General features: G+C 59.2%; 19 protein-coding genes. 12 read left to right on the forward strand and 7 right to left on the reverse strand.

From position 1 onward, the window contains the following. Positions 1 to 633: LLM class F420-dependent oxidoreductase (locus A3709_RS10205; RefSeq protein ID WP_156507661.1), on the forward strand; the 633-nt coding region annotated here is incomplete at its 5' end. A gap of 89 nt (positions 634 to 722) precedes the next feature. Continuing rightward, a complete protein-coding gene (gene ald, locus A3709_RS10210; RefSeq protein ID WP_066054002.1) occupies positions 723 to 1,838 on the forward strand; it encodes an alanine dehydrogenase in 1,116 nt (371 codons plus the stop codon). A 33-nt stretch (positions 1,839 to 1,871) separates the two neighbouring features. On the opposite strand, the gene A3709_RS10215 is transcribed toward ald, so the two are convergent. Both A3709_RS10215 and A3709_RS10220 read right to left on the reverse strand, forming a co-directional pair. Next, complete coding sequence (locus tag A3709_RS10215; RefSeq protein ID WP_066054005.1) at positions 1,872 to 3,032, reverse strand: CaiB/BaiF CoA-transferase family protein; 1,161 nt, start codon at positions 3,030 to 3,032, stop codon at positions 1,872 to 1,874. Next, positions 3,032 to 4,213 carry an acyl-CoA dehydrogenase gene (locus A3709_RS10220; protein WP_066054007.1) on the reverse strand — a complete coding sequence of 394 codons (1,182 nt, stop codon included), beginning with the start codon at positions 4,211 to 4,213 and terminating at the stop codon, positions 3,032 to 3,034. The genes A3709_RS10215 and A3709_RS10220 overlap by 1 nt, the downstream gene beginning before the upstream one ends. Before the next feature lie 190 nt (positions 4,214 to 4,403). Here A3709_RS10220 and A3709_RS10225 point away from each other — a divergent pair, with 190 nt between their 5' ends. From A3709_RS10225 to A3709_RS10240, 4 genes are all read left to right on the forward strand, one after another. Continuing rightward, positions 4,404 to 5,270: a LysR family transcriptional regulator gene (locus A3709_RS10225; protein ID WP_066054010.1), complete on the forward strand. Its 867-nt coding sequence runs from the start codon at positions 4,404 to 4,406 to the stop codon at positions 5,268 to 5,270. 29 nt (positions 5,271 to 5,299) lie between these two features. Continuing rightward, the gene (locus A3709_RS10230; RefSeq protein ID WP_066054013.1) at positions 5,300 to 6,148 is read left to right on the forward strand and encodes a response regulator transcription factor; all 849 of its coding nucleotides are present in this window, start codon (positions 5,300 to 5,302) and stop codon (positions 6,146 to 6,148) included. Beyond that, positions 6,145 to 7,740 (forward strand): sulfotransferase, encoded by a 1,596-nt coding sequence (locus tag A3709_RS10235; RefSeq protein ID WP_066054016.1) that lies wholly within the window; start codon positions 6,145 to 6,147, stop codon positions 7,738 to 7,740. The genes A3709_RS10230 and A3709_RS10235 overlap by 4 nt, the downstream gene beginning before the upstream one ends. A 146-nt stretch (positions 7,741 to 7,886) precedes the next feature. Continuing rightward, positions 7,887 to 10,253, forward strand: coding sequence for a TonB-dependent receptor (locus A3709_RS10240; RefSeq protein WP_231871162.1), 2,367 nt, complete (start codon positions 7,887 to 7,889; stop codon positions 10,251 to 10,253). Between the two features lie 335 nt (positions 10,254 to 10,588). Here the strand turns inward: A3709_RS10240 and A3709_RS10245 are convergent, their stop codons facing one another. Continuing rightward, entirely contained in the window at positions 10,589 to 11,938 is a 1,350-nt protein-coding gene (locus A3709_RS10245; RefSeq protein WP_066054022.1) for a glutamine synthetase family protein, read from the reverse strand. A gap of 165 nt (positions 11,939 to 12,103) precedes the next feature. Here A3709_RS10245 and A3709_RS10250 point away from each other — a divergent pair, with 165 nt between their 5' ends. After that, the gene (locus A3709_RS10250; protein ID WP_066054025.1) at positions 12,104 to 13,468 is read left to right on the forward strand and encodes an aminotransferase; all 1,365 of its coding nucleotides are present in this window, start codon (positions 12,104 to 12,106) and stop codon (positions 13,466 to 13,468) included. A 100-nt stretch (positions 13,469 to 13,568) separates the two neighbouring features. Further along, complete coding sequence (locus A3709_RS10255) at positions 13,569 to 14,942, forward strand: APC family permease (protein WP_066054028.1); 1,374 nt, start codon at positions 13,569 to 13,571, stop codon at positions 14,940 to 14,942. 50 nt (positions 14,943 to 14,992) lie between these two features. Here A3709_RS10255 and A3709_RS10260 read toward each other — a convergent pair whose 3' ends face one another. Continuing rightward, positions 14,993 to 15,358: a hypothetical protein gene (locus A3709_RS10260; RefSeq protein ID WP_066054031.1), complete on the reverse strand. Its 366-nt coding sequence runs from the start codon at positions 15,356 to 15,358 to the stop codon at positions 14,993 to 14,995. A gap of 12 nt (positions 15,359 to 15,370) precedes the next feature. Beyond that, positions 15,371 to 16,255: a LysR substrate-binding domain-containing protein gene (locus A3709_RS10265; RefSeq protein WP_066054063.1), complete on the reverse strand. Its 885-nt coding sequence runs from the start codon at positions 16,253 to 16,255 to the stop codon at positions 15,371 to 15,373. A 131-nt stretch (positions 16,256 to 16,386) separates the two neighbouring features. On the opposite strand from A3709_RS10265, the gene A3709_RS10270 reads away from it, so the two are divergent. After that, positions 16,387 to 17,160, forward strand: coding sequence for a ferredoxin--NADP reductase (locus tag A3709_RS10270; RefSeq protein WP_066054033.1), 774 nt, complete (start codon positions 16,387 to 16,389; stop codon positions 17,158 to 17,160). Between the two features lie 19 nt (positions 17,161 to 17,179). Here the strand turns inward: A3709_RS10270 and A3709_RS23160 are convergent, their stop codons facing one another. Beyond that, positions 17,180 to 17,338 (reverse strand): hypothetical protein, encoded by a 159-nt coding sequence (locus A3709_RS23160; protein WP_156507662.1) that lies wholly within the window; start codon positions 17,336 to 17,338, stop codon positions 17,180 to 17,182. Positions 17,339 to 17,383: 45 nt separating this feature from the next. After that, positions 17,384 to 17,827 carry a hypothetical protein gene (locus A3709_RS10275; protein ID WP_066054036.1) on the reverse strand — a complete coding sequence of 148 codons (444 nt, stop codon included), beginning with the start codon at positions 17,825 to 17,827 and terminating at the stop codon, positions 17,384 to 17,386. 150 nt (positions 17,828 to 17,977) lie between these two features. Here A3709_RS10275 and A3709_RS10280 point away from each other — a divergent pair, with 150 nt between their 5' ends. From A3709_RS10280 to A3709_RS10290, 3 genes are read left to right on the forward strand one after another with little or no spacing between them, the layout of a single operon-like run. Then, positions 17,978 to 20,116 (forward strand): TonB-dependent siderophore receptor, encoded by a 2,139-nt coding sequence (locus A3709_RS10280; protein WP_066054039.1) that lies wholly within the window; start codon positions 17,978 to 17,980, stop codon positions 20,114 to 20,116. 10 nt (positions 20,117 to 20,126) lie between these two features. Then, the gene (locus tag A3709_RS10285; protein WP_066054043.1) at positions 20,127 to 20,678 is read left to right on the forward strand and encodes a hypothetical protein; all 552 of its coding nucleotides are present in this window, start codon (positions 20,127 to 20,129) and stop codon (positions 20,676 to 20,678) included. Further along, positions 20,668 to 22,116: a PepSY domain-containing protein gene (locus A3709_RS10290; RefSeq protein ID WP_066054046.1), complete on the forward strand. Its 1,449-nt coding sequence runs from the start codon at positions 20,668 to 20,670 to the stop codon at positions 22,114 to 22,116. Before A3709_RS10285 ends, A3709_RS10290 begins: the two co-directional genes overlap by 11 nt. The last annotated feature ends 27 nt before the right edge of the window (positions 22,117 to 22,143 follow it).

Below are 22,143 nucleotides of genomic sequence, written 5' to 3' on the forward strand. Positions count from 1 at the left end.
CGGGAGCGCACTGCGACGCACATGGATGAAACTGCGCAAATCGTCCGCAGCCTGCTAGATGGCGAAAAGGCGCAGCTTGAAGGCGAACTGGCGCGCTGCCAGGGCTATCGCCTGCGCCTCAATGCCTCCGGCTCAGCGCTAACCATCGCCGCGTTCTCGCCCGCCGCGGTGCGCACCGCGGCCCGCCGGGCAGACCGCATGTTATTGAACATGGTCACCCCCGCCAGCCTCGCTGCATTGCGCGATCAACTGCAGGCTGCTGCCAATGCCGCAGGAAGAGAGACGCCGCGCGTGGCGGTGTGGCTGCCCACGGCGGTCGACCCCTCACGGGAGTCCATCGACCAGCTGAAACGCGGCATCGTCGGCTACCTGGCAGCGCCCGGGTATGGCGAGATGATGGTGGCGGCTGGCTTTGAGGAACTGGTCGCATTCGCCCGTACTCGCCCTCATCCACGGGAACTGTTGGCCGCAATGCCCGATGCGCTGATCGCTGCGGTCGGCCTGCTGGGGTCTGAGTCGGAGGTGGCCGCGCAACTGGAGGACTACAAGGCTGCGGGGGCAGACGAAGTCTGCATTGTTCCGGCGACCGCTGGCGACGACCTTGGAAAACGTACGCTGAGCGCCCTGAAATAGGCGGATTTCTACCCCTCTAGAGGTACTCGCACAGGGCATGACTTTGACTAAGATGGCGGCGTGAAAACCCCAAGCCGAGGATAAGCATAATGCTGGTAGGTGTACCCAAAGAAATCAAAACCCTGGAGTTCCGTGTAGGCCTGACAACAGGCTCTGTGGAAGAGCTTGTCCACCACGGTCACCAGGTCATTGTAGAAACTAACGCCGGTGTCGGCATCGGCCTCACCGATGACATGTACCGGGCCGCCGGTGCGGAAATTGTCGCCACCGCCGCCGAAATTTTCGAGCGCGCCGACATGGTGGTCAAGGTCAAGGAACCCCAGCCCGACGAGTGCCGCATGCTACGCGAGGGACAGGTATTGTTTACCTATCTGCACCTGGCACCTGACCCGGAGCAAACGCGCCTGCTGAAGGAATCCGGCTGCATCGCCATCGCCTATGAAACCGTAACCGACGACGATGGCACGCTGCCGCTGCTGTCACCCATGAGCGAAGTCGCAGGCCGTATGTCGATTCAAGCCGGCGCTCACGCTCTGGAAAAGCACAAGGGTGGCTCCGGCATGCTGCTAGGCGGCGTACCCGGTGTAGAGGCTGCCAAGGTGGTGGTGATCGGCGGCGGCGTCGTAGGCACCAATGCCATCCGCATGGCGATGGGCATGGAAGCACACGTTACCGTCCTCGACCGCTCCCTGAAACGTCTAAAAGAGCTGGACTTCCAGTTCGGCACTATGCTCAACACCATTTATTCCACCCGTGAATCCCTGTGGAAGCACGTGACCAATGCCGACCTGGTGATCGGCGCCGTTCTGGTACCCGGCGCGGCAGCGCCCAAGCTGGTCACCCGCGAGATGCTCAAGGAAATGCGTGATGGCTCGGTGGTGGTCGACGTGGCCATTGACCAGGGCGGCTGCTTCGAAACCAGCCGGGCGACCACTCACGAGCATCCAACCTATGTTGAGGAAGGCGTGGTCCACTATTGCGTGGCGAACATGCCCGGCGGTGTCGCGCGCACCTCTACCTTTGCCCTCAACAACGCCACGCTGCCATTCACCCTGGCACTGGCGGACAAAGGCTACAAGCAGGCACTGCTCGACGATGAACACCTGCGCAACGGACTCAACGTGCACTGCGGCGATATCACCTATGCGGCCGTTGCTGAGGTCCTGGGTTACAACTGCGTGCCTGCCGAGCAGGTCTTGCAGTAAGCCTTACTCGATAGGAGCGACCGCCGGTCGCTCCTAAAGCACCTCGTCGGTGTGCTCACCGAGCTGCGGTGGAGGTCGCCGATACTCCACCGGCGTACGTGACAGCTTGATGGGGTTCCCCGCCAGCTGCAGATCTGGATTGAGAGGGTGCAACAGATTCACCTGCATATCGCGCGCCTGGATCTGCGGCTCGGCAAACACCTCAGCCACCGTATTAATCGGACCGGCGGGCACCCCCGCCTGCTCCAACAGTGCAATCCACTCATCCTTGCCCCGCTCAAGCATACGCGCCTGCAACAACGGCACCAGCGCATCCCGATTCGCAACGCGCTGACTGTTGGTGCGGAATCGCGCGTCATCGGCCAGCTCGGGCACACCCAGCACCTCCAAATAGCGCCGGAACTGACCGTCATTGCCCACGGCCACAATCAAATGGCCATCACTGGCAACAAAGCTCTGATAAGGGACGATGTTTGGATGAGCATTACCCAGGCGGGTGGGGTTCATGCCCCCGACAAGGTAGTTGGTCGCCTGGTTGGCGAGGGTGGCCGCCGTCACATCCAGCAGGGCCAAGTCTACATGCTGACCCAAACCTGAATGCTCCCGCTCTGCCAGCGCTGCCTGGATGCCGATAACTGCATACAGGCCGGTCATGATATCCGTGAGTGCCACTCCCACTTTCTGCGGGCCGGCACCAGGCTTACCGTCGCGCTCACCGGTCACACTCATCAGCCCACCCATGGCCTGCACCAGGAAGTCGTACCCGGGCCGATTGGCAAGCGGGCCCGTCTGGCCGAAGCCGGTAATCGAGCAGTACACCAGGCGCGGGTTGATCGCACTCAGTGAGGCGTAATCCAACCCGTACTTCGCGGCGCCGCCGACTTTAAAATTCTCGATAAGCACATCGCTCTGGGCAGCCAGCTCACGCAGCTGGACCTGCCCCTCAGGCGCTTTCATATCAATGCAGACCGAGCGCTTGTTGCGATTGGCACACAAGTAATAGGCCGCCTCGGCGGTGGCCTCACCGTGTTCGTCGGCCATATAAGGCGGCCCCCAGCGACGGGTGTCGTCACCTCCGGCGGGGTTCTCAACCTTGATCACATCGGCACCGAGGTCACCCAGCATCTGGCTGGCCCAGGGGCCGGCCAGAATACGCGACAGATCCAGCACCCGGATGTGGGACAGCGCGCCCATCAGAAGGCAGGAATATCGGTCTGGGTACGACCCAGGATCAGCGCGTGCACATCGTGGGTACCTTCGTAGGTATTGACCACTTCGAGGTTTACCATGTGCCGCATGATCGGGTACTCATCGGAGATCCCATTGCCACCGAGCATGTCGCGAGCCGTGCGTGCAATATCAAGCGCCTTGCCACAGGAGTTGCGCTTGATCAGCGAAATCAATTCCGGGGCAATATCGCCCACATCCATTAACTGGCCCGCCCGCAAGCACCCCTGGAGGGCGAGCGAAATTTCAGTCTGCATATCGGCCAGCTTAAGCTGTACCAACTGCTTTGACGCCAGGGGTACACCGAACTGCTTGCGATCCAGGGTGTACTCGCGCGCCGCATGCCAGCACGTCTCGGCGGCACCTATCGCACCCCAGGCAATACCGTAACGCGCGTTGTTCAGGCAGCCAAAGGGACCCTTCAACCCCTCAACGCCGGGCAGCAGGTTTTCCTCTGGCACAAACACCTCGTCCATGACGATCTCACCGGTCACGGAAGCGCGCAGGGCCAGCTTGCCTTCGATCTTGGGTGCCGACAGGCCTTTCATGCCTTTCTCAAGGACAAAGCCGCGAATTTTGCCGTCGTCCGTTTTAGCCCACACCACGAATACGTCCGCGAAGGGGCTGTTGGTAATCCACATCTTGGCGCCGCTGAGGGAGTAACCGCCGTCGACCGAGCGTGCGCGGGTCACCATGGAGCCAGGATCTGAACCATGGTCGGGCTCGGTCAGACCAAAGCAACCCACCCATTCACCGGTCGCCAGCTTGGGCAGGTATTTCTCGCGCTGGGCTTCGTTGCCGTAGGCCCAGATGGGATACATCACCAGCGACGACTGGACACTCATCATGGAGCGGTAACCAGAATCCACGCGCTCGACCTCGCGGGCCACCAGACCATAGGAGATGTAGTCGACACCGGGGCAACCGTAGCCATCGATCGTCGACCCGAGCAGACCCAGTTCACCCATCTCATTGAAGATGGCCCGATCAGTGTGCTCTGCCCGAAAGGCCTCGCGAACACGTGGGGCAAGCTTATCCTGGGCGTACTGGCGCGCGCTCTGCTGCACCATACGCTGCTCGTCAGTGAGTTGCTGCTCCAGCAGAAAGGGATCTTCCCAGTTCAGTTTTTGCCACTTTTTTCCCGCCATTGTCCTGCTCCGCGATCGAGTGAAGGCGGGCAAAGTAGCAAAAGCCAAACTATTTATAAAATATATGTTTTATATCTTTTTAATATATGTAGTATATATACCAGTAGCGACGAGCCGCGCCCTGATGTGACATGACCACACCAGGGCGCGGTTCGTCGTTGCAACCAACCACCTCCCGGAGGGTGAGCGCTTGGATTTACGCAAGCTGGAAATCTTTTCCTCGGTGGCCCGCAACCAGTCATTCAGCGTGGCGGCCGAAGCACTGCACATGGCCCAACCGGCGGTGAGCATTGCCGTGCGCAAGCTGGAAGAATCCCTAGACCTGACCCTTATCGATCGCAGTGGCCGGCGCATAGCGCTGACCGCCGAGGGCGCCAAGCTGCTGTCCCAGGCCGAAGCCGTGCTGGAACAGGTAGAGGCGATTGAACAGTCCGCTGGGGCCATGCGCGGCCTGCTGGAAGGCGAGCTAAGTATTGCCTGCCCCTCGATGCTGGCGACCTACTTCCTGCCCGAACTCCTTTCCGGCTTTCTGGGTGAACACCCTGGCCTCACCGCCTCAGTGACCCAGGCCGGCACCACCCAAATCGAATCCATGTTGCTGGAAGGACAGATTGAAATCGGCGTAACCTCCGCCGACACCGATGCCGACCTCGACCTTTTACCGCTGATTAACGAACAGATGGTGGTGTGCGTGGCCGACGACCATCACTGGGCCCGGCGTCGCTACATCAGTGTGGAAGACTTACACCACACTCCGATGGTGGTTTACGAGAGCGGCTACTTCATTCGCCAGCAATTAGACCTGTTGTGCCAAGAGGCGAGTGTCACGCCCGATCTGCGCATGCAGAGCAATTTCCTGCCACTGCTGGTCAGCATGGTGAAACAGAATCTGGGCACCACCGTTGGGCTGCGTACCATGGCCGCCAAGGAGCCGGGGATAGTCGGCATTCCCCTGTCTCCCCGCGTCGAAGTCCCCATGGCCCTGGCAAGACGCCGTGGCCGACAGATCTCCCGTGCCAATCAAGCCTTTTTGGATTGGGCCGCAATCAAGTTATGATGGGGCGCTAGCAAACACAGCGAGACCCCATGCCCGCACTCCCCACTTTCAGCCATCACGTCGCCGACCTGATTCGATGCGCCGGCAGCGCCGATTTTCCAGCCTCATTGATCGCCATGCTGCGCGATATGGTGCCGGTAGACGACGCCACCGTTATCGCCTATCCCGGCATGGATATGCCGGTTATCGAATATTTCGAGGAACCCAACCAGAGCGGCAGCTCCACCCTGGATCGGTTCGTAAAGGGCGCCTTCCTGCTGGATCCGTTTTATCTCACGGCGACTCGCGACAACCGTCATGGGGTGTTTCGCCTGCGCGATCTGTCTCCCACTGGGTTTCGCGACAGCGACTATTACAAGACCTGGTATCGCGACAGTAATTTCGTTGACGAGTGTGGCTTCATTGTGCCGGTCGGCGAGCGCGGCTTCGTCAACATCGCCCTGGGGAAAACCGCCAGCCGCGCCACGTTCACCAAGCGTGAGCTGAGCACGCTGGAGGCGATATATCCATCAGTTGAGGCGCTCTGCCAGCAACACTGGACACTGACCAGCAGCGACAAGACCGGCGACAACCTGCGCGCCAAGCTGCACAGCGCGCTGGAGTCGTTCGGCTCAAGCCTGCTCACCGAGCGCGAGACCCAGGTAATTAATCTGGTCTTGCACGGCCACTCCACCAAGACCGTGGCCGACAAACTATCGATCTCCATGGAAACCGTGAAACTGCACCGCAAGCACGCCTACGCCAAACTGGAGATCTCCTCTCAGGCGGAGCTGTTCTACCTGTTCCTGGACTCGCTGATGAGCGCCCAGGATTATGAAAGCGGCGACACTCTAGTGGCTTATATGGCCCCACCCCCCAAACGCGGAGATGCACGTTGAGCAAGCCCGACCCCGCCCAACTGGCACAACTGCAGGAATTACTGAAGACGGGATTCAAGGCACTTTCACTAGGCGACTTCAGCCGCGCGGGTGAGTGCTGCCAGCAGATATTTGCCATCAAGCCCGACCTGCCCCAGGGCCACTTCCTGGTCGGCCTGCTGGGGCTGGAGTCACGCGATCGCAAAACCGCATTCAACGCGTTTCAGTCCACGGTTAAGCTCGACCCTGATCACGCCGCGGCGTGGGCCCAACTGGCCAAACTGTATATGACCGAAGGCCAGGTTAACCGCGCAGATGCTGCCTTGCGAGAGACACTGCGCATACGGCCTACAGACCCCATGGTGCTCGACCTGGTCGGCACCACGTTGACCCAGATGGGCGAGCACGGCGCCGCCCAGGCGTTTTTCGCTCGGGCCAATCAGGCCCAGCCTAACTTCCCGCCATTTATGCAAAACCTGGCCAATAATCTGGTCTATCACGGCGACACCGACGACTCGGACCGCATCTTCGAGGACATCATCCGTCTGCAGCCCGACAGCCCGCAGGCGCACTGGGCCCTATCGAGTTCGCGCAAGGCAGATTCTGACAAGCATGTCGAGGACATGCGCCAGCGTATTGTCGGCCGCGGTAACGACCCACGAGCCAACGCATTCTATTACTACGCCATCGGCAAAGAACTGGAAGACCTGCAGCGCTGGCCAGAGGCCTTTGACGCCTTTGCCGCCGGCGCTGCCGCCCGCCGGGCGACCGTGGAGTTTGATGAGCAGGCCGAACAACAGATGTTCGACTGCCTGATGGCTACCTACACCCCCGAGTGGCTAGCAGCAGGCCCCGCAGGCAACCCCGACGCTTCACCTATTTTCGTCCTGGGCCAACCGCGCACCGGCACAACGCTCATCGAACGAATCATCACCAGCCATTCGCAGGTACATTCGGCGGGCGAGCTACAACACTTCGGCCTGGCACTGCGCCGTCTGGCAGATTACCGCAACCCAAAGCGATTCACTGCAGAGCTGTTCGAGGCCTCGGCACAGCTGGAGCCGGCTGCGCTGGGCAAGCTCTATTTGCAGAGCTCGGCCAAGATGCGGGGCGACACCCCCCGGTTTGTCGACAAGCTGCCGCAGAACTACCTGATGATTCCGCTCATTCTCAAGGCCCTGCCCAATGCTAGGATCGTCCATCTGGTGCGCGACCCCATGGACGCCTGCTTTGCCAGCTTCAAACAACTGTTTGCCGATGCCTACCTGCACTCCTACGAACAGCGCGAAATGGCCCGTCATCACGCCCGCTACCGCAAGCTCATGGCCTGCTGGCGCGAACGCTTCCCCGGCCGCTTCCTGGATATCAGCTACGAAGACACGGCCCGCGATCTGGAGCCCAATGCCAGGGCGCTTATCGAATTTCTCGGCCTGCCCTGGGAGGACGCCTGCCTGCAGTTCCACGAGCAGACCGGTGCCGTCACCACCGCCAGCGCGGTGCAGGTTCGTGAGCCCGCTCACACCCGCTCCATCGGCCGCTGGCGACGCTACGAAGCGCAACTTGCCCCGATGCAGGATGAATTAGCCAGAGCGAATGTGAGCAGCATCAACTAACCTTTTTTCTACCCTATAGGGGTATATTATTGGCTGGGCACATTGGCTAGCTTACAACAACAAAAATAGACAGGTAGCTAGCACCACTTGTCAATCTGTACATAGCCCGGAAGGACAACAATTCAACATCCACGCGTGGGGATATCATGACTCGCACAAAATCTCTCAAGGCAAGCAGCACCGCCGTACACACCGGCAGGAATACTATGGCGAAAGCCGTATCCGCCGCCGTATTTGCTTCTGCCATCAGCACACCCGTCTTCTCCCAGACTCTGGAAGAAATCATCGTCACCGCCACCAAGCGCAGTGAGTCGGTTCAGGACGTACCCCTGGCCATCACAGCCCTGTCAGGCGAATTCATGGAAGACGTTAACCTGTCTGACGTAAAAGATCTGGTGACCTTTACGCCCGGCGTCACAGGTAACAGCCAGGACAGCTTCATTGACGCCATTTCCATTCGCGGTATCCGCACCCAGGACTTTGGTGTTGGCCTCGACCCCTCCTCAGCATTCTTCAAGAATGACCTGTATGAGGGGCGCAACGGCTCAGCCGTAACCAGCCTGTACGACCTGGACCGTGCCGAAGTGTTGCGCGGACCACAGGGCTTCCTGTTTGGCCGTAACTCTATCGGCGGCGCGTTCAGCGTACACACCCGCCGCGCCGAAATTGACAGCTCCGACGGCTTCGTCAACGTCGACCTGGGAGAGCGCGACCGTGCCGCGATTGACGCAGCAATTAACATTCCCGTCAGCGACAGCTTCGCCATGCGCTTTGCCGGCCTGTACACCCAGGAAGACGGCTTTGTTAAGAACTTCTTCCCCTCTGAAGACCTGATCGAGCACGAGAACAAAGCGCTGCGCTGGTCCACAACATTCGAACACGACCGCCTGGGCATCTATACCATGGTGGAGTATGAAGAGCGCGAGCAGTCCGGCTCCGTTTACCGCGCCGTTACCGAAGGTGAAGTCTGGGAAACCCTGGAAGCTGCACTCGGCCCCATTCCGGTGCGTGGCTCTGACGAAGATGTGGATGTTGACCGCTCCGGCGGCGATAACGACGACGCCGACATCCTGACTCTGGGTGTGCGTATTGACTACGACTTTGACTTCGCGACCCTGACGTCCAACACCGGCTACAAGGATCACGACTACTTCTACAACGAAGACTACGACGGCACGCCGCTGAACATGGAGACCTACCGCCAGGACCAGGAAGGCGAGTACTTCCAGCAGGAACTGCGCCTGACCTCCAACAGCGAAGGCCCGCTGTCATGGTACGCCGGGGTCTCCTACTACAAGGAAGAGTTAGAAACCGACTACCGCTTTGCCGGTGAAGAGGACGTGTTCTGTCAGTACTACGGCTACTACTACAACTCCGGCATGACCTTCTCCGGCTGTGAGGACCTCTACGCCTACTACGGCAGCGAGTTCACCCCCTCTGCCAACGGGCTTCTGGAAGAAACCGCCACCATCAAGGGCAAGTATGAAGGCTGGGGCGCCTACCTGAACCTCGCGTACTTCATCACCGAAAATTTCCAGATCGAAGGTGGCCTGCGCTGGACCGACGACGAAAAAGAATTCACCACTTTTGTACCAACCCCTGTGAGTGAACTCGGCCCCTACTGGGCGTTCGGCTACTCCACTGCCGAATCCCTCACCGCCAAGGAATCCTGGGACGATGTAACACCACGAGTGATCGCCACGTGGACACCCACTGACACCGCGCTACTATTTGCCAGCTACACCGCCGGCTACAAGTCGGGCGGCTTCGGCACCTTCTCCCTGGCCAACAACCCCGATGGCGACATCGCCATTGGTAATGTTGACATTGTCCGCGCCGACGGCTTCCTGCCAGACCCGGTTGACCCCGAAGAAGTCCACTCCTACGAGATCGGCTACAAGGACAGCTTCTTTGACGACAACATGAACTTCGACATCGTCGCGTTCTACTACGAATACACTGACTTCCAGGTCACCGTGGGCACCGGTAGCGGCGCCACCCTGATCGAGAATGCCGGTGAAGTGGAATCCTACGGCGTAGAGAGCTCACTGACGGCCGGCATCGGCGACTACCTGACAGCCTACGCAACCATCGGCTACTTCGACTCCGAGGCTAACAAGCTGGAAGACGTATGCGGCCTGGAAGATCCGCTGGGCTGCGAAGGCACCCACCTGTTCTGGGCCCCCGAGTGGTCTGGCTCATTCGTGCTGCACGGCGCCTTCCCCATGAATTCCGGTGCCATCACCGGCGCGTTCGAATTCACATTCGAGTCTGAGCGTGGCGGAGGCTGGGAAGAGCTGGATGAAACCATGATCGACTCCTACCAAGAGATGTCGGTTCGCGTCGGCTGGGAATCCGACAACAACTGGTTCGTGGAAGCCTACGTGGAGAACATCACCGATGAGTTCACCTGGGATGGCATGAACAACCTCGGCGGCAAGGAACCGCATGCGTTCTTCGGCCCGCGTCGACCCCGCACCGCCGGTGTGCGTCTGGGCATGGCCTGGGATTAATCACCCACCGCGCGGGATGAGGCGCCTTCGGGCGCCTTTTTTGTTGGCCTGCGGGAAAAAACGCTCCATAAAAACGGAAGGCCTGGCTGGCTAGTCGGCAATATGCTTGGAGAAAAATTCAAGCACGCACGAAGGAGGGGGTTCTGTGGCAGTGGAATCAAACACCGCCATAAAGCTGGCAAGCAACACCAAGAGGCAAAACAGCCCGTATTTCATACTCGTCCCTGAGTGGTCTTCAATGTTAGCGGTACAGTGTAGCAGCGGGCTACCCGTGCGCGACAGAGCTATTAGGTACTGCTTGTTAGCATTAACCCGTTTTCGCGAGCGGGCTCACACTAGAGATTGGCGTCGTACTCCAGCGGAGTGACATGCGAGTCGTACTCGTCCAGCTCCTGCTGCTTGAGAATGGTGTACACCTTGCGGAACTCAGCTCCCAGATACTCCTCGATATGCGCTGAGGTCTCGAAACGCGCCAGGGCGTCAGGCAGGTAGCGCGGCAGACTGGGGGGCAGTTGCTCGTACGCATTGCCTTCCAATGGTTCGGGCGGCGTGAGTTTGTGCTCGATACCGCGCAACATCCCCGCGAGAATGGCTGCGAATACCAGATAGGGATTGGCATCGGCCCCGGACACCCGGTGTTCGATACGCGTTGCGGCAGGCGCGTCGGCCGGCACACGCACCGAGACGGTGCGATTCTCGTAACCCCAGCTCGGCGCCAGAGGCGCGTGGGTGCCACGGCGAAAGCGGCGATAAGAATTAAGATTGGGCGCAAACATGAGCATGCTTTCCGCCATAGTGCCGAGACAGCCGGCAATCGCCTGGCGCAGCATCTCGGTGCCCTGACCGGTGCCGTCATCAAACACATTATTGCCATCGGCATCGAGCATTGAACAATGAACGTGCATGCCGTTACCCGCCAGATTACCAAAGGGCTTGGCCATAAATGTCGCCACATAGCCGTGCTTGCGGGCCACACCGCGAATCACCCGCTGCAACATGGCCGCCTGATCTGCAGCCTCCAGCGCATCGGCCCGGTGGTAGAGATTGATTTCGTACTGGGAGGGTGCCGCTTCCTTGATCAGGGTATCGACTGGGAGGCCCTGGGCGGTACAGGCGTCACGTACTTCGTGCATCAGCACGGACATATCTTCCATAGTATCGATGCCATAGGTCTGGCCGGCGCCGAGTGCCCCGCCCACGCGATCCTGCTGGCTGTGCACCGGTCGGCCGATCTCGTCGCGCTCCGCCTTGAGCAAATGAAACTCCATCTCCGAGGCAAGCACTGGCGTCAGCCCCAATTTGCCAAAGCGCTCTTGCAAGCCCTCCAGCAGGTAGCGAGGATCGTATCGGCATTTGCTGCCATCCACCTCACGCATCGACATCAATACCTGACCGGTGGGTCGTTCCAGCCAGGGGGCAGCGACCAGAGTGCGCAACTCGGGCGCACAGTAGCCGTCGCCATCGCCGGTATTAAACACCCACTCCTCGGCATCGCGACCCCAGACATCGAACGCCAAAGTGGACAGCGGAATCTTGAGCCCGCCAGCCATTACCTTGAGCAGCTTGTCACGGGTGACCCACTTGCCCCGCAGACCACCACAGAGGTCCAGCAAAATGACCTCGAAAATTTCGATGTCCGGATGCTGTTCAAGAAAAGTCTGTACGGCGTTGTCGCTGTCTATCATCTGTTGTCTCTGTGGGCCAAGGCAAAACACCACCTTTGGGGTAAGGTCGGTATCGGGTGCTTATGCCAGACTATTTAACAATGATGCGTAAAACCCCGCTATACCACTTCTGGGTAGAGCAAGCGCCCGCGTAATGCCCGGCGCACATTCAGGGAGAGATGAGCCATGAACATGCAAGCCAATACCGGTAACCTGAAGCAGTTGGACCAGTCCCACCACCTGCACCCCTTCACGGATTTCAAGGACTATGCCACTAATGGCGGTCGGGTAATGTCCCGCGCCGAGCACATCTACATTTATACAGCGGAAGGCCACAAGATGCTGGACGGCATGTCTGGCCTGTGGTGTTGCAACCTGGGCTACAGCCAGCAGTCCATCGTGGATGCAGTCACCGAGCAGCTGGGACAACTGCCCTACTACAACAACTTCTTCCAGTGCTCCAACCAGCCTGCCATCGAGCTGGCCAAGGCGCTGGTGGATATTACCCCGGAACGCTTCAACCATGTGTTCTTCACCAATTCCGGTTCTGAGGCCAACGACACTAATCTGCGCCTAGTCAGCCGCTACTACCAGTGCCAGGGTCGCCCCGAGAAAAAGCTGATCATCAGCCGCAAGAACGCCTACCACGGTTCGACTATTGCCGCGGCCTGCCTGGGTGGCATGGGGCCGATGCACGAGCAGACCAATGGCATCGACTATGTACATCACATCGAGCAGCCGCACTGGTTCGAAGTGGGCCCGGATGAAGACCCCAACGAATTCGGTCTGCGAGTGGCTCGCCAATTGGAAGAAAAAATCGAAGAGCTGGGCGAAGAGAACGTTGCCGCGTTTATCGCCGAGCCAGTACAGGGTGCAGGTGGTGTTATCATTCCCCCCGATTCCTACTGGCCCGAAATTCAGCGTATCTGCAACGAGCGCGACATTCTGCTCATTGCCGATGAGGTGATCTGTGGCTTTGGCCGTACCGGCCAGTGGTGGGGCTCTGAAACCTACGGCATCGAGCCAGACCTCATGACCTTTGCCAAAGCCGTGACCAATGGCTTTCAGCCTTTGGGCGGCGTCATGGTCGCTGACAAGGTTGCCGACGTACTGCTGGCCCACGAAGGCGAGTTTGCCCACGGCCTGACCTACTCCGGTCACCCCGCTGCCGCAGCCGCCGGCCTGGCAACGCTCAACATTCTTAAGGAAGGCAATGTAATTGCCGACGCCGCCGCCAATATTGCGCCGCACTTCCAGCGCCGCCTGCAGGAATTTGCCGATCACAAGATCGTGGGGCAGGTGCGTGGCCGCGGCATGTTTGCCGCTGTCGAACTGGTGAAAGACAAATCTTCCCGCGAGCCACTGGCGGCCGAATCTGCGGGCGCACTGTTCTGCCGCAATACGGCCAACGAACTCGGCCTGATGGTCCGCCAGACCGGCAATGCCATGATTATGGCGCCGCCGTTGATCTGCTCCACCAGTGAGATCGACTCACTGATCGACATGCTGGGCCAGGCCCTGGATGTCACCGCCAAACACTACGGCATTTAATCTACAGTCCATATGCCCGGCCTCATAAGCCGGGCTTTTTTTTGTGTAAAATTGAGAGTACCGCGGCGCCTTCTCGCTTATCCGGGGAATAACAACAACCATGTCGGACACGGCCACCCATACCAAAACTCTAAAACTGCGCGACATGGTGCTATTCACCGTGTCTGCGATTCTTCTCGCAGACACCCTGGCCGCAGCGGCATCGGTAGGCGCATCCAGTGTTTCCTGGTGGCTGATTCTCGGCGTGCTGTTTTTCGTGCCCTTTGCCATGATCTGCGCCGAGATGGGCTGCGCCTACCCAGAGCAGGGCGGTATTTACGCCTGGATTCGCGACGCCTTTGGCGGGCGCTGGGCCTCCCGGGCCACCTGGTGTTACTGGGTGAACACGGCGGTGTGGATTCCGGCGATCTACATCTTGTTCGCGGGCGTCTATGCCCAGATGTTTGCACCGGATCTGAGCATGGCCTGGCAGATTGGCATGGGCATTCTGCTCACCTGGATAGCCGTGGCCATGAATGTGGTCACCCTGGACCTGGGCAAGTGGGTGCCAAACATCGGCGCCATCATCAAGGTCGCTATATTCGTCGCCATTATCGTCGGTGCCGGCTTCCATATTCTCGACTCGGGCATGGCCAACCCACTGACCTTTGAAACCATGAAACCGGACTGGAGCAGCAGCGCCCAGTATATTCCCGCCATTATCTACGGCATGCTGGGCTTTGAATTGGTCAGTGCCGGCAGCGACGAAATGAAAGACCCGGCACGCGACGTTCCCCGCGCTATTTTCATTTCCGGCACCATCATTATCGCTCTGTACATTCTCGGCACCATCGCGGTGCTTGCAGCCATCCCGGCGGGTGAGATCAATCTCGTGGAAGGACTCATTGATACGCTCGACCTGTTCTTCGGCGGTAGCGCCCTCGGCAGCGCTCTGGTGCTGGGTTTGGGTATTGGTGCACTCTTCACCTTCTTCTCCAACGGAGTGACCTGGGCAATGGGCTGTAACCGCGCAGCAGCCGAGGCGGCCCAGGAAGGTGAGCTGCCCCGTGTACTCGGCATTGAAGATGCCAAACGCGGCACACCGATCGGCGCCGCTGTACTGATGGGACTCGTAAGCACGCTGTGCCTAGTGCTGTATGGCTTCATGTCCGGCAGCAACGAGGATTTGTTCTGGTCACTGTTTGCCTTCTCTGCGGTGATTTTCCTGCTGCCTTACCAGGGCATGATGCTGGCGTTTTTGAAAATGCGCAGGGTCGATGCAGATCACCCCCGCCCTTATCGGGTACCCGGTGGCTCCGGCGCAGCTAGGCTCGCCGCCGGGCTGTGTATTGTGGTACTGGCCATCTCGATCTTCCTGTTCCTGTACACGCCCGGTGCCGGTTTCGACTGGGCAGTGGTAGGCGGTGTTATTGTGACGTTGATCATCGGTGAAACTGTCATCCGGTTTGCAACCAAACATCGCGGGACTGCCTAGCACCTCCCCACTGACGGGAAAGAGACCGCGTTCTGGGCGTTTGCAACCCGTTAACGCTCGGAGTCGCGCTTCCAGGGATCCTTTGCCGCATCTACGCTTTCGGAGGCGTCGGCGGCAATCCGCTCAAGCGTTTCAATCGCCTCGTCCATGGTGTGGTGACCCTGGTCCTTGTACTCGTCGAATAGATTGATGAAACGATCAGAGCGCCTGCCCACCAGCATGAGCTGCACGTACAGACTGTTCTCCAGACTCGGCTTGCGCACCGCGTCGATCAGAAATACCACGATACTGAGTGGGCTCATCAACAGATCGCGCAGCGCATCGGCGCCCAGCTTCAACTGGAACACCACCAGATGGCGTAGCGCTCGCGAAAACGTCACCTGCGTCGGGGCTTTCTTCGGTCCTTTGAAAAACACATTAACCTCGCATTAATCGCTGTATTGCTCACACAGGGCCAGCCATTGCTGTAGAGCGGCTCCGTGAAATTTGTCTCGGTGAATAATCAGATTGAGCTGACGGCGAAAATCGCGCTGTGGCACATGCACGGGCACCAGCGAACCTCGCTTGAACGCTTCCTGCAAACTAATCCGCGACAAGCATCCTAAACCCAGGCCCGCCTCAACTGCACGTTTTATGGCCTCAGTGTGCTGCAGCTCGATACTGATCTCCAGGTCAGGCAGTAAGCCGTGCATCGCTCGGTCAAATGTTTGCCGCGTACCCGAACCAGGTTCGCGCACAATCCACTTCTGCTCGCGCAATTGCGCATCACTGACTTTGCGCTTGCCGGCCAGTGGATGTCCCGGCGCAGCAAATACCTGCAGCTCATCTTCGCGCCAGTGCCGCGTCTGCAGGCACGGATGATTCACCTCGCCTTCAATCATGCCGATATCCAGCTCGAAGTCAGCCACCATGGCCGCAATCTCGCTGGTGTTGGCGACATGCAGTGAAAGATCGGCGCCGGCGTGTCGCTCACGGAAATCAGCAATCATCAGAACGGTCAGGTAGTTTCCAACCGTCAGCGTTGCGCCGAGGCGCAAGCTTCCCGGTATCTCTGCGCCCGCCAGCGCCGCTTCCAGTGACTGAGCCTGAGCGAGCAGCTTTTCTGCCTGTGGCCGAATTTCTCTGCCCAGTTCACTCAGCTGTAGCCGCTTGCCCACGCGGTCAAACAACTGCACATCGAACTGCTGCTCCAGCTCCTTAAGCGAACCACTGGCCGCTGACTGAGACATCGCCAGCGTATCCGCCGCGCGGCTGATGTTTTCCAGGCGGGCCGTGGCGAGAAAGACCTGCAATTGGCGAAGGGTATATCTCATATCCACAAATCCGATAACGTACATCGATTATATCTGTTTCACGAATATACTGTGAAGCCGTATCGTCTGCTTATTTAGACACAACGGGGCGGGCAATTGCCGCTACCGCGACTATCCCAAGGAGACGAACAATGGCATCACTGCTGAGAGAACAGGTTACCGAAGTCCACCACTGGACCGACCGCCTGTTCAGTTTCAAGACCACCCGCAACCAGGGCTTCCGCTTCAAGAACGGTCACTTCACCATGATCGGCCTCGAGCATGAAGGACGGCCGCTATTGCGCGCCTACAGTCTCGCCAGTGCCAACTACGAAGACGAACTGGAGTTTTTCAGTATCAAGGTGCCCGACGGACCACTGACGTCCAAGCTGCAGAATATTCAGCCAGGCGATGAATTACTGGTGAACAGCAAGGCAACCGGCACACTCGAGACCGACAACCTGCTGCCCGGCAAAAATCTCTACCTGATCGCCACCGGCACTGGACTGGCGCCGTTCCTCAGCATTATCCGCGACCCGGAGATCTACGAGGCCTACGACAAGATCATCCTCACTCATGGTTGTCGCGAAGTTGAAGAACTGGCTTACCAGGAACTGATCACCCAACACCTGCCGGAGCACGAGTACCTGGGCGACGACATCCGCAGCAAGTTGATCTACTACCCGACCGTAACCCGCGAGAAGTACGTCAACAATGGCCGCCTGACCGACCTGCTGAAAATCGGCAAACTGGAGAGCGACATCGGTCTGCCCAGAGTAAACCCCGCAGACGACCGCTTCATGATCTGCGGGAGTCCGAGCATGCTCAAGGAATTGTGTGTCTGGCTGGACGAGCGAGGGTTTCGTGAAACCCGCAATGGCGAGATCGGCGAGTACGTAATTGAGCGCGCGTTCGTCGAAAGCTGATCGGGAATCCGGGGCGGCGCTATCTGCGCCGCTTCAAGCTCTCCTTGATCGCAACACGCGTTGCCTCATCTGAAGCACGATTCAGGCAGCGAAAGTCGCTTGCCACTATCGCGCCCTCGCGCAAGAGGCGCGACAGCAGCGTCGCGGACAGGGCCAGTTCGACATCGTCGTCCTTCATAGCACAGCACCTCCAAAATCTACTGCGCCGACATTTCGGCTCAGTTCAATGCAGTAACATACTCGCCACCTGCGGCTGCACCGGCGGCGCATATACCGCCATTTCGTCAGCCAGTTTCATCCAGCGTTGCAGCGCTTCGACCAGGCCGCTTCGACTGCCATAGGCCTGCACCTTGCGTTCCAGATAACTCAACACGCCACCGTGCACTTTCGTCGCCGTCTCATCTTCGCCGAGCAGCTGCAGGGCGTACACCAACAACACTCCCGCATCGCTGAAGCGGCCAACATGATCGGCATCTGGCACCTGCTGCCCCAACACAATCTGGGCAGCCTCCAGCGCACAACCCGCGTGGTTGGCCGCCGCTCTGAAGTTATTGTCCTCTATCAAGTTAATACCCTGCTCATAGGACGTGATACAGGTAGAGAGCGCAACCTCCGGGTGCCCCTGCAACCAGGTGCGGTGATGCGCGCAAAGAAAATTGAGTTTCATAGACGGCCCTTCAGGTTGTATCGATAACTTCGATCCAGTTAATACGAATCATTATCATTTGTAAACAAGAAACACACTCTTGTTCATGCTAATGCGAGTGGTTATCATTATCGTAAAGGTATTGACACCATACCAACCAGGGGAAAGCAGATGTACAGAAAAACGGCAGCATGGGGCAGCGCCATCGCGTTGAGCTCAGGCTTGACCATCGCCAAGGAACTCTCCGCGGTAACGGCGGAAGACGCTGACACGGCAATGGAAGAGGTGCTGGTATTTGGCTCCCTCAGCAACTTTTCAGCGCTCAAATCGGACACACCCATTATGGAATCGGCCCGCTCTGTTTCCATCATTACCCAACAGCAGATTCTGGAGCGAGGCGCCCTGGCACTGGACGATACGTTTACCTACAGTGCCGGCGTCACTGGCGAAGCCTACGGCTTCGCCACCCGGGGCGACTGGGTTTTTGTTCGCGGCCTGGAGGTGCCCCAGTATCAGGACAGCCTGCAGTCGCTGTTTGGCAACTACAACAACACCCGCCCTCATATCTACACACTGGAACAGGTGGAAATTCTCAAAGGGCCGGCCTCGGTACTTTATGGCCAGGGGTCACCCGGCGGTATGGTGAACGTGGTCAGCAAGCGCCCGCAGACCGAGAGCGCCCATAAGGTCACTGCAGAGTACGGCAGCTTTGACCACGCCCAGGTTGCTCTAGACAGCACCGGCGCTATCAACGATCAGTGGAGCTACCGCTTTGTGGGTGTTTATCGGGACTCCGACTCCCAGGTCGACGAGGTGTTTTACAAAAACACCGTGATTGCTCCCTCGGTCACCTGGAGCCCCAGCACGGATACCGACATTACGGTGCTGCTCAACTACACCGAGACGGAGAGCGACACCGCCGCCCAGTTCCTGCCCGTTGTCGGCACGCTGGAGCCGGGTCCCAATGGCAAGTATATCGACCACAGCACCTACCTCGGCGACCCCGACTTTAACCGGTACGACGCTGAAACCATCTCCGCTACGCTGCTGGCCAGCCATCGCTTCAACGATGTCTGGAGCATGGAGTTCACGTCACGCTACACCGACGCGTCAGCTGACTACCAGCAGGCCTGGCCTGCCTTTATCGGCGGCGACCGCTACATATACAACTCAGACGGCAGCCTGTTTGAAGACGGCACTGTACCGCGCACCTTTTATCGCAATGACGCCACCTCTGAACAGAAGGCTGTCGATGTTCGCTTCCGTGCCAGCTTCAACACCGGCAGCATAGAGCACTCGGTGCTGATGGGCGGTCAGTACCAGGATGTCACCACCGGTGATGCCGGGTACTACAACTACGCAAATGGCTACCGGTTTATCCCCGGCGACCTCCACCCGGAAGAAAACACCCGCTACTGGATTAATGTATTTGATCCCGTATACGGCAGCTTTCCGGACAGTGAATTCCTGGACAGCCTGTACGCCAAACGCCCTGAGACAGATGTCGAGGATATTGGCCTGTATATCCACGACCACATGACCCTGGGCAACTGGCACCTCACAGTTGGCGTGCGCCGGGATGAGACTGAAAACAAAACTGGCGGCCTGGTCCAGGACGATGACGCGACCAGTGCCAGCGCCGGCCTTCTCTACCAGTTCGACAACGGCCTGGCACCCTACGTGTCATGGGCGGAATCGTTCGATCCCGTGATTGGGGACAACGGCGCCGGCCAGCCACTCAAACCACGCGAAGGCGAGCAGGTTGAGGCGGGCATGAAGTACCAGCCGAATGACTTCCCCGCCCTCGTTACCCTGGCATGGTTTGAAATCGAGCAGACCAACCTGAACGACCCCATGGACCTTCCCGGCGAAATTCAGCAGCAGGCTGGCAAAGCCACGGTTGAAGGCATCGAACTGGAAGCACAGGCCCTTCTGGGTGATTTTCGCGTGCAGGGCGCCTGGAGCAAACTGGATACCGAATCCGCCGAAGGCTTCAATTTCGCCTCGGTCCCTTACGACCAGGCTTCTGCCTGGGTGACCTGGGAACCCGCTGGCGACTTCGAAGGATTCCGCGCCGGTGCAGGCGTGCGCTATGTCGGCAAAACCTGGGACGGCCTGGACCAGTTCGAGACGCCCTCCTACACACTGGGCGACTTGATGCTGGGCTATGCCTGGGAAAATTGGGACTTGAGCCTGAACGTACGTAATATAGAGGATAAAGAATACCTGTCCACCTGCCTCGCTCGCGGCGACTGCTTCCCCGGGGAAGCGCGTACCGTGGTCGGCCGCATCACCTACCGATTCGAATAAAGACTCTGCCATGCTAACCAGCCCTGCCATACTTTCACTGACGCTCGGCGCAGCGGGGCTTGGCGCCCTGCGCCTGGGCTGGCGCAAACCGGACACCCGCGGCAGGATCGCCGTAGCCACTGCTTGGTTTCTATTCGGCGCCTGCCTTGCTATCAGCGTTGCCCACTGGGGTGCCGAATTCGGGCTGAGCTATGGGCTCGCTGCGCTAGGCCTGCTCGCCCTTATCCCGGTGTTAACCAGTTACAGTTACAAACCGCGTAAACGCGATGCTGCCGTGGGCGGGCTTACCAGTACCTGTGGGCACCGCTGGCTGACCTTTCTCAGTGCCGGACCACTGGCGGGCATCGCCTGCTGTCAGCTTACATTGGTGCTGGTTAACCACGGCCCCGGGTCGGAAATCACGCGCATGGCCTGGGCGGCTGTGGGTTTCCCTACCCTTTGGGGGCTGGCCGCGTATGTCATCTGTATGCAACGCCAGCCCGGTCGCTATGCACTGATTTGTACGGCGCTTATCGCCGCATGCTCACTTTACCTCTACCTCGGCACCTCCCATGCAGCTTAATCCTGAACTGGTAAAACGCTCACTCGACGCCCACTCAGCCATCGGGCTGGTCGTGGGTGTACTGATGTACCTGATCTGTCTTACCGGGACTCTAGCCGCACTGGCCGAAGGCTTCGAGCGCTGGGAGCAACCCGCCATTCCCGAGCTTGAACGCATGGCACCGGATGCGATTGCGACGGCCATGGAAAACTTCCAGAGCGACGTTGAGGCCCAGCCAGAGGCACTGTGGGTGGTATTGCCCACCGAACAGATTCCCCGCGTACATGTTGCAGGTACCGATCAGGAGTTCTGGACCGATCCCGAGGGCAAGCTACTGGAGCCGCCCACCGAAAACTGGACCCACATGCTGCGTGAGCTGCATCTTAGCCTGCACCTGCCGCACACCCCCGGGCTCATCATCGTCAGCGCCGCAGGCGCCATGCTGGTGGCGCTGATTATTTCCGGCCTGCTCGCCCATCCACGTTTGTTCAAGGACGCATTCAAACTGCGCCTGGGCGGCTCGCGCCGGCTCGAGCAGGCCGACATTCACAATCGCTTGTCGGTGTGGGGATTACCCTTTCACCTGATGATTGCAGTGACTGGCGCTTTCTATGGCCTGGTCGGCATCCTGGTGTATTCTGCCGCAGCCGCCTGGTATGACGGCGATCCGGAGGCGATGTTTGACGCAGTGTACGGCGCAGACCCGGTTATCCAGGCGCAGATCACAGCGCTGCAACCGGCAGAAGCCATGCGCCAATTGCAAGCCCGCCACCCGGATGTCAGTCCAATTTACCTCGTCGCACACAAGGCGGGCACCGAGGCACAGTTTATGGAAATTGCCGCCAGTGTCCCCGGCCGCCTGGCCTATTCAGAAATCTACCGCTTCGACGCCCAGGGAAATTATCTGGGCGATCAGGGCCTGACCAACGGTCCCGGCGGGCGCCAGTTCCTGTACTCGCTATACCGCATCCACTTCGGCTATTTTGGTGGCTGGCCCACCCGGATCGCCTGGCTATGCCTCGGGCTCATGCTGACTGCGGTATCGGTCACAGGCGTTAACATCTGGCTGGCCAAAAGGGGTATCGATGACTGGATTCCCCGCGCCTGGAATGGGTTCGTCTGGGGAGCACCACTCGCCCTGGCCTTGTCAGCCCTGGGCGCAGTACTGATGGCTTTGCCGGCGCTGCCACTGTTTCTGGCAACACTGGCGGTGACTTTGCTGGCTTCGCTGCGGCGTATCGATACCCGGCATATGGCCCGCCTCCTGCAAGGGCTGACAGCGCTCACACTGGCCGTGCTGGGCGCCGGCCACCTGGCGATTTACGCACCGGCGGAGCACGGCCACTACCTTTGGGCTATTAACCTGGGACTGCTGCTGACCGCAGCGGTGTTTGCCGTTGTAGCCCTACTCGAGCAGCGCAGCCAAGCGGCGGCGGCACCTTCCGCTACAACCGCCTGAATACCCAACCACAAAAAAGGCCGCCCT

The organism is Halioglobus sp. HI00S01 (assembly GCF_001635445.1).
Taxonomy (GTDB): domain Bacteria; phylum Pseudomonadota; class Gammaproteobacteria; order Pseudomonadales; family Halieaceae; genus Halioglobus; species Halioglobus japonicus.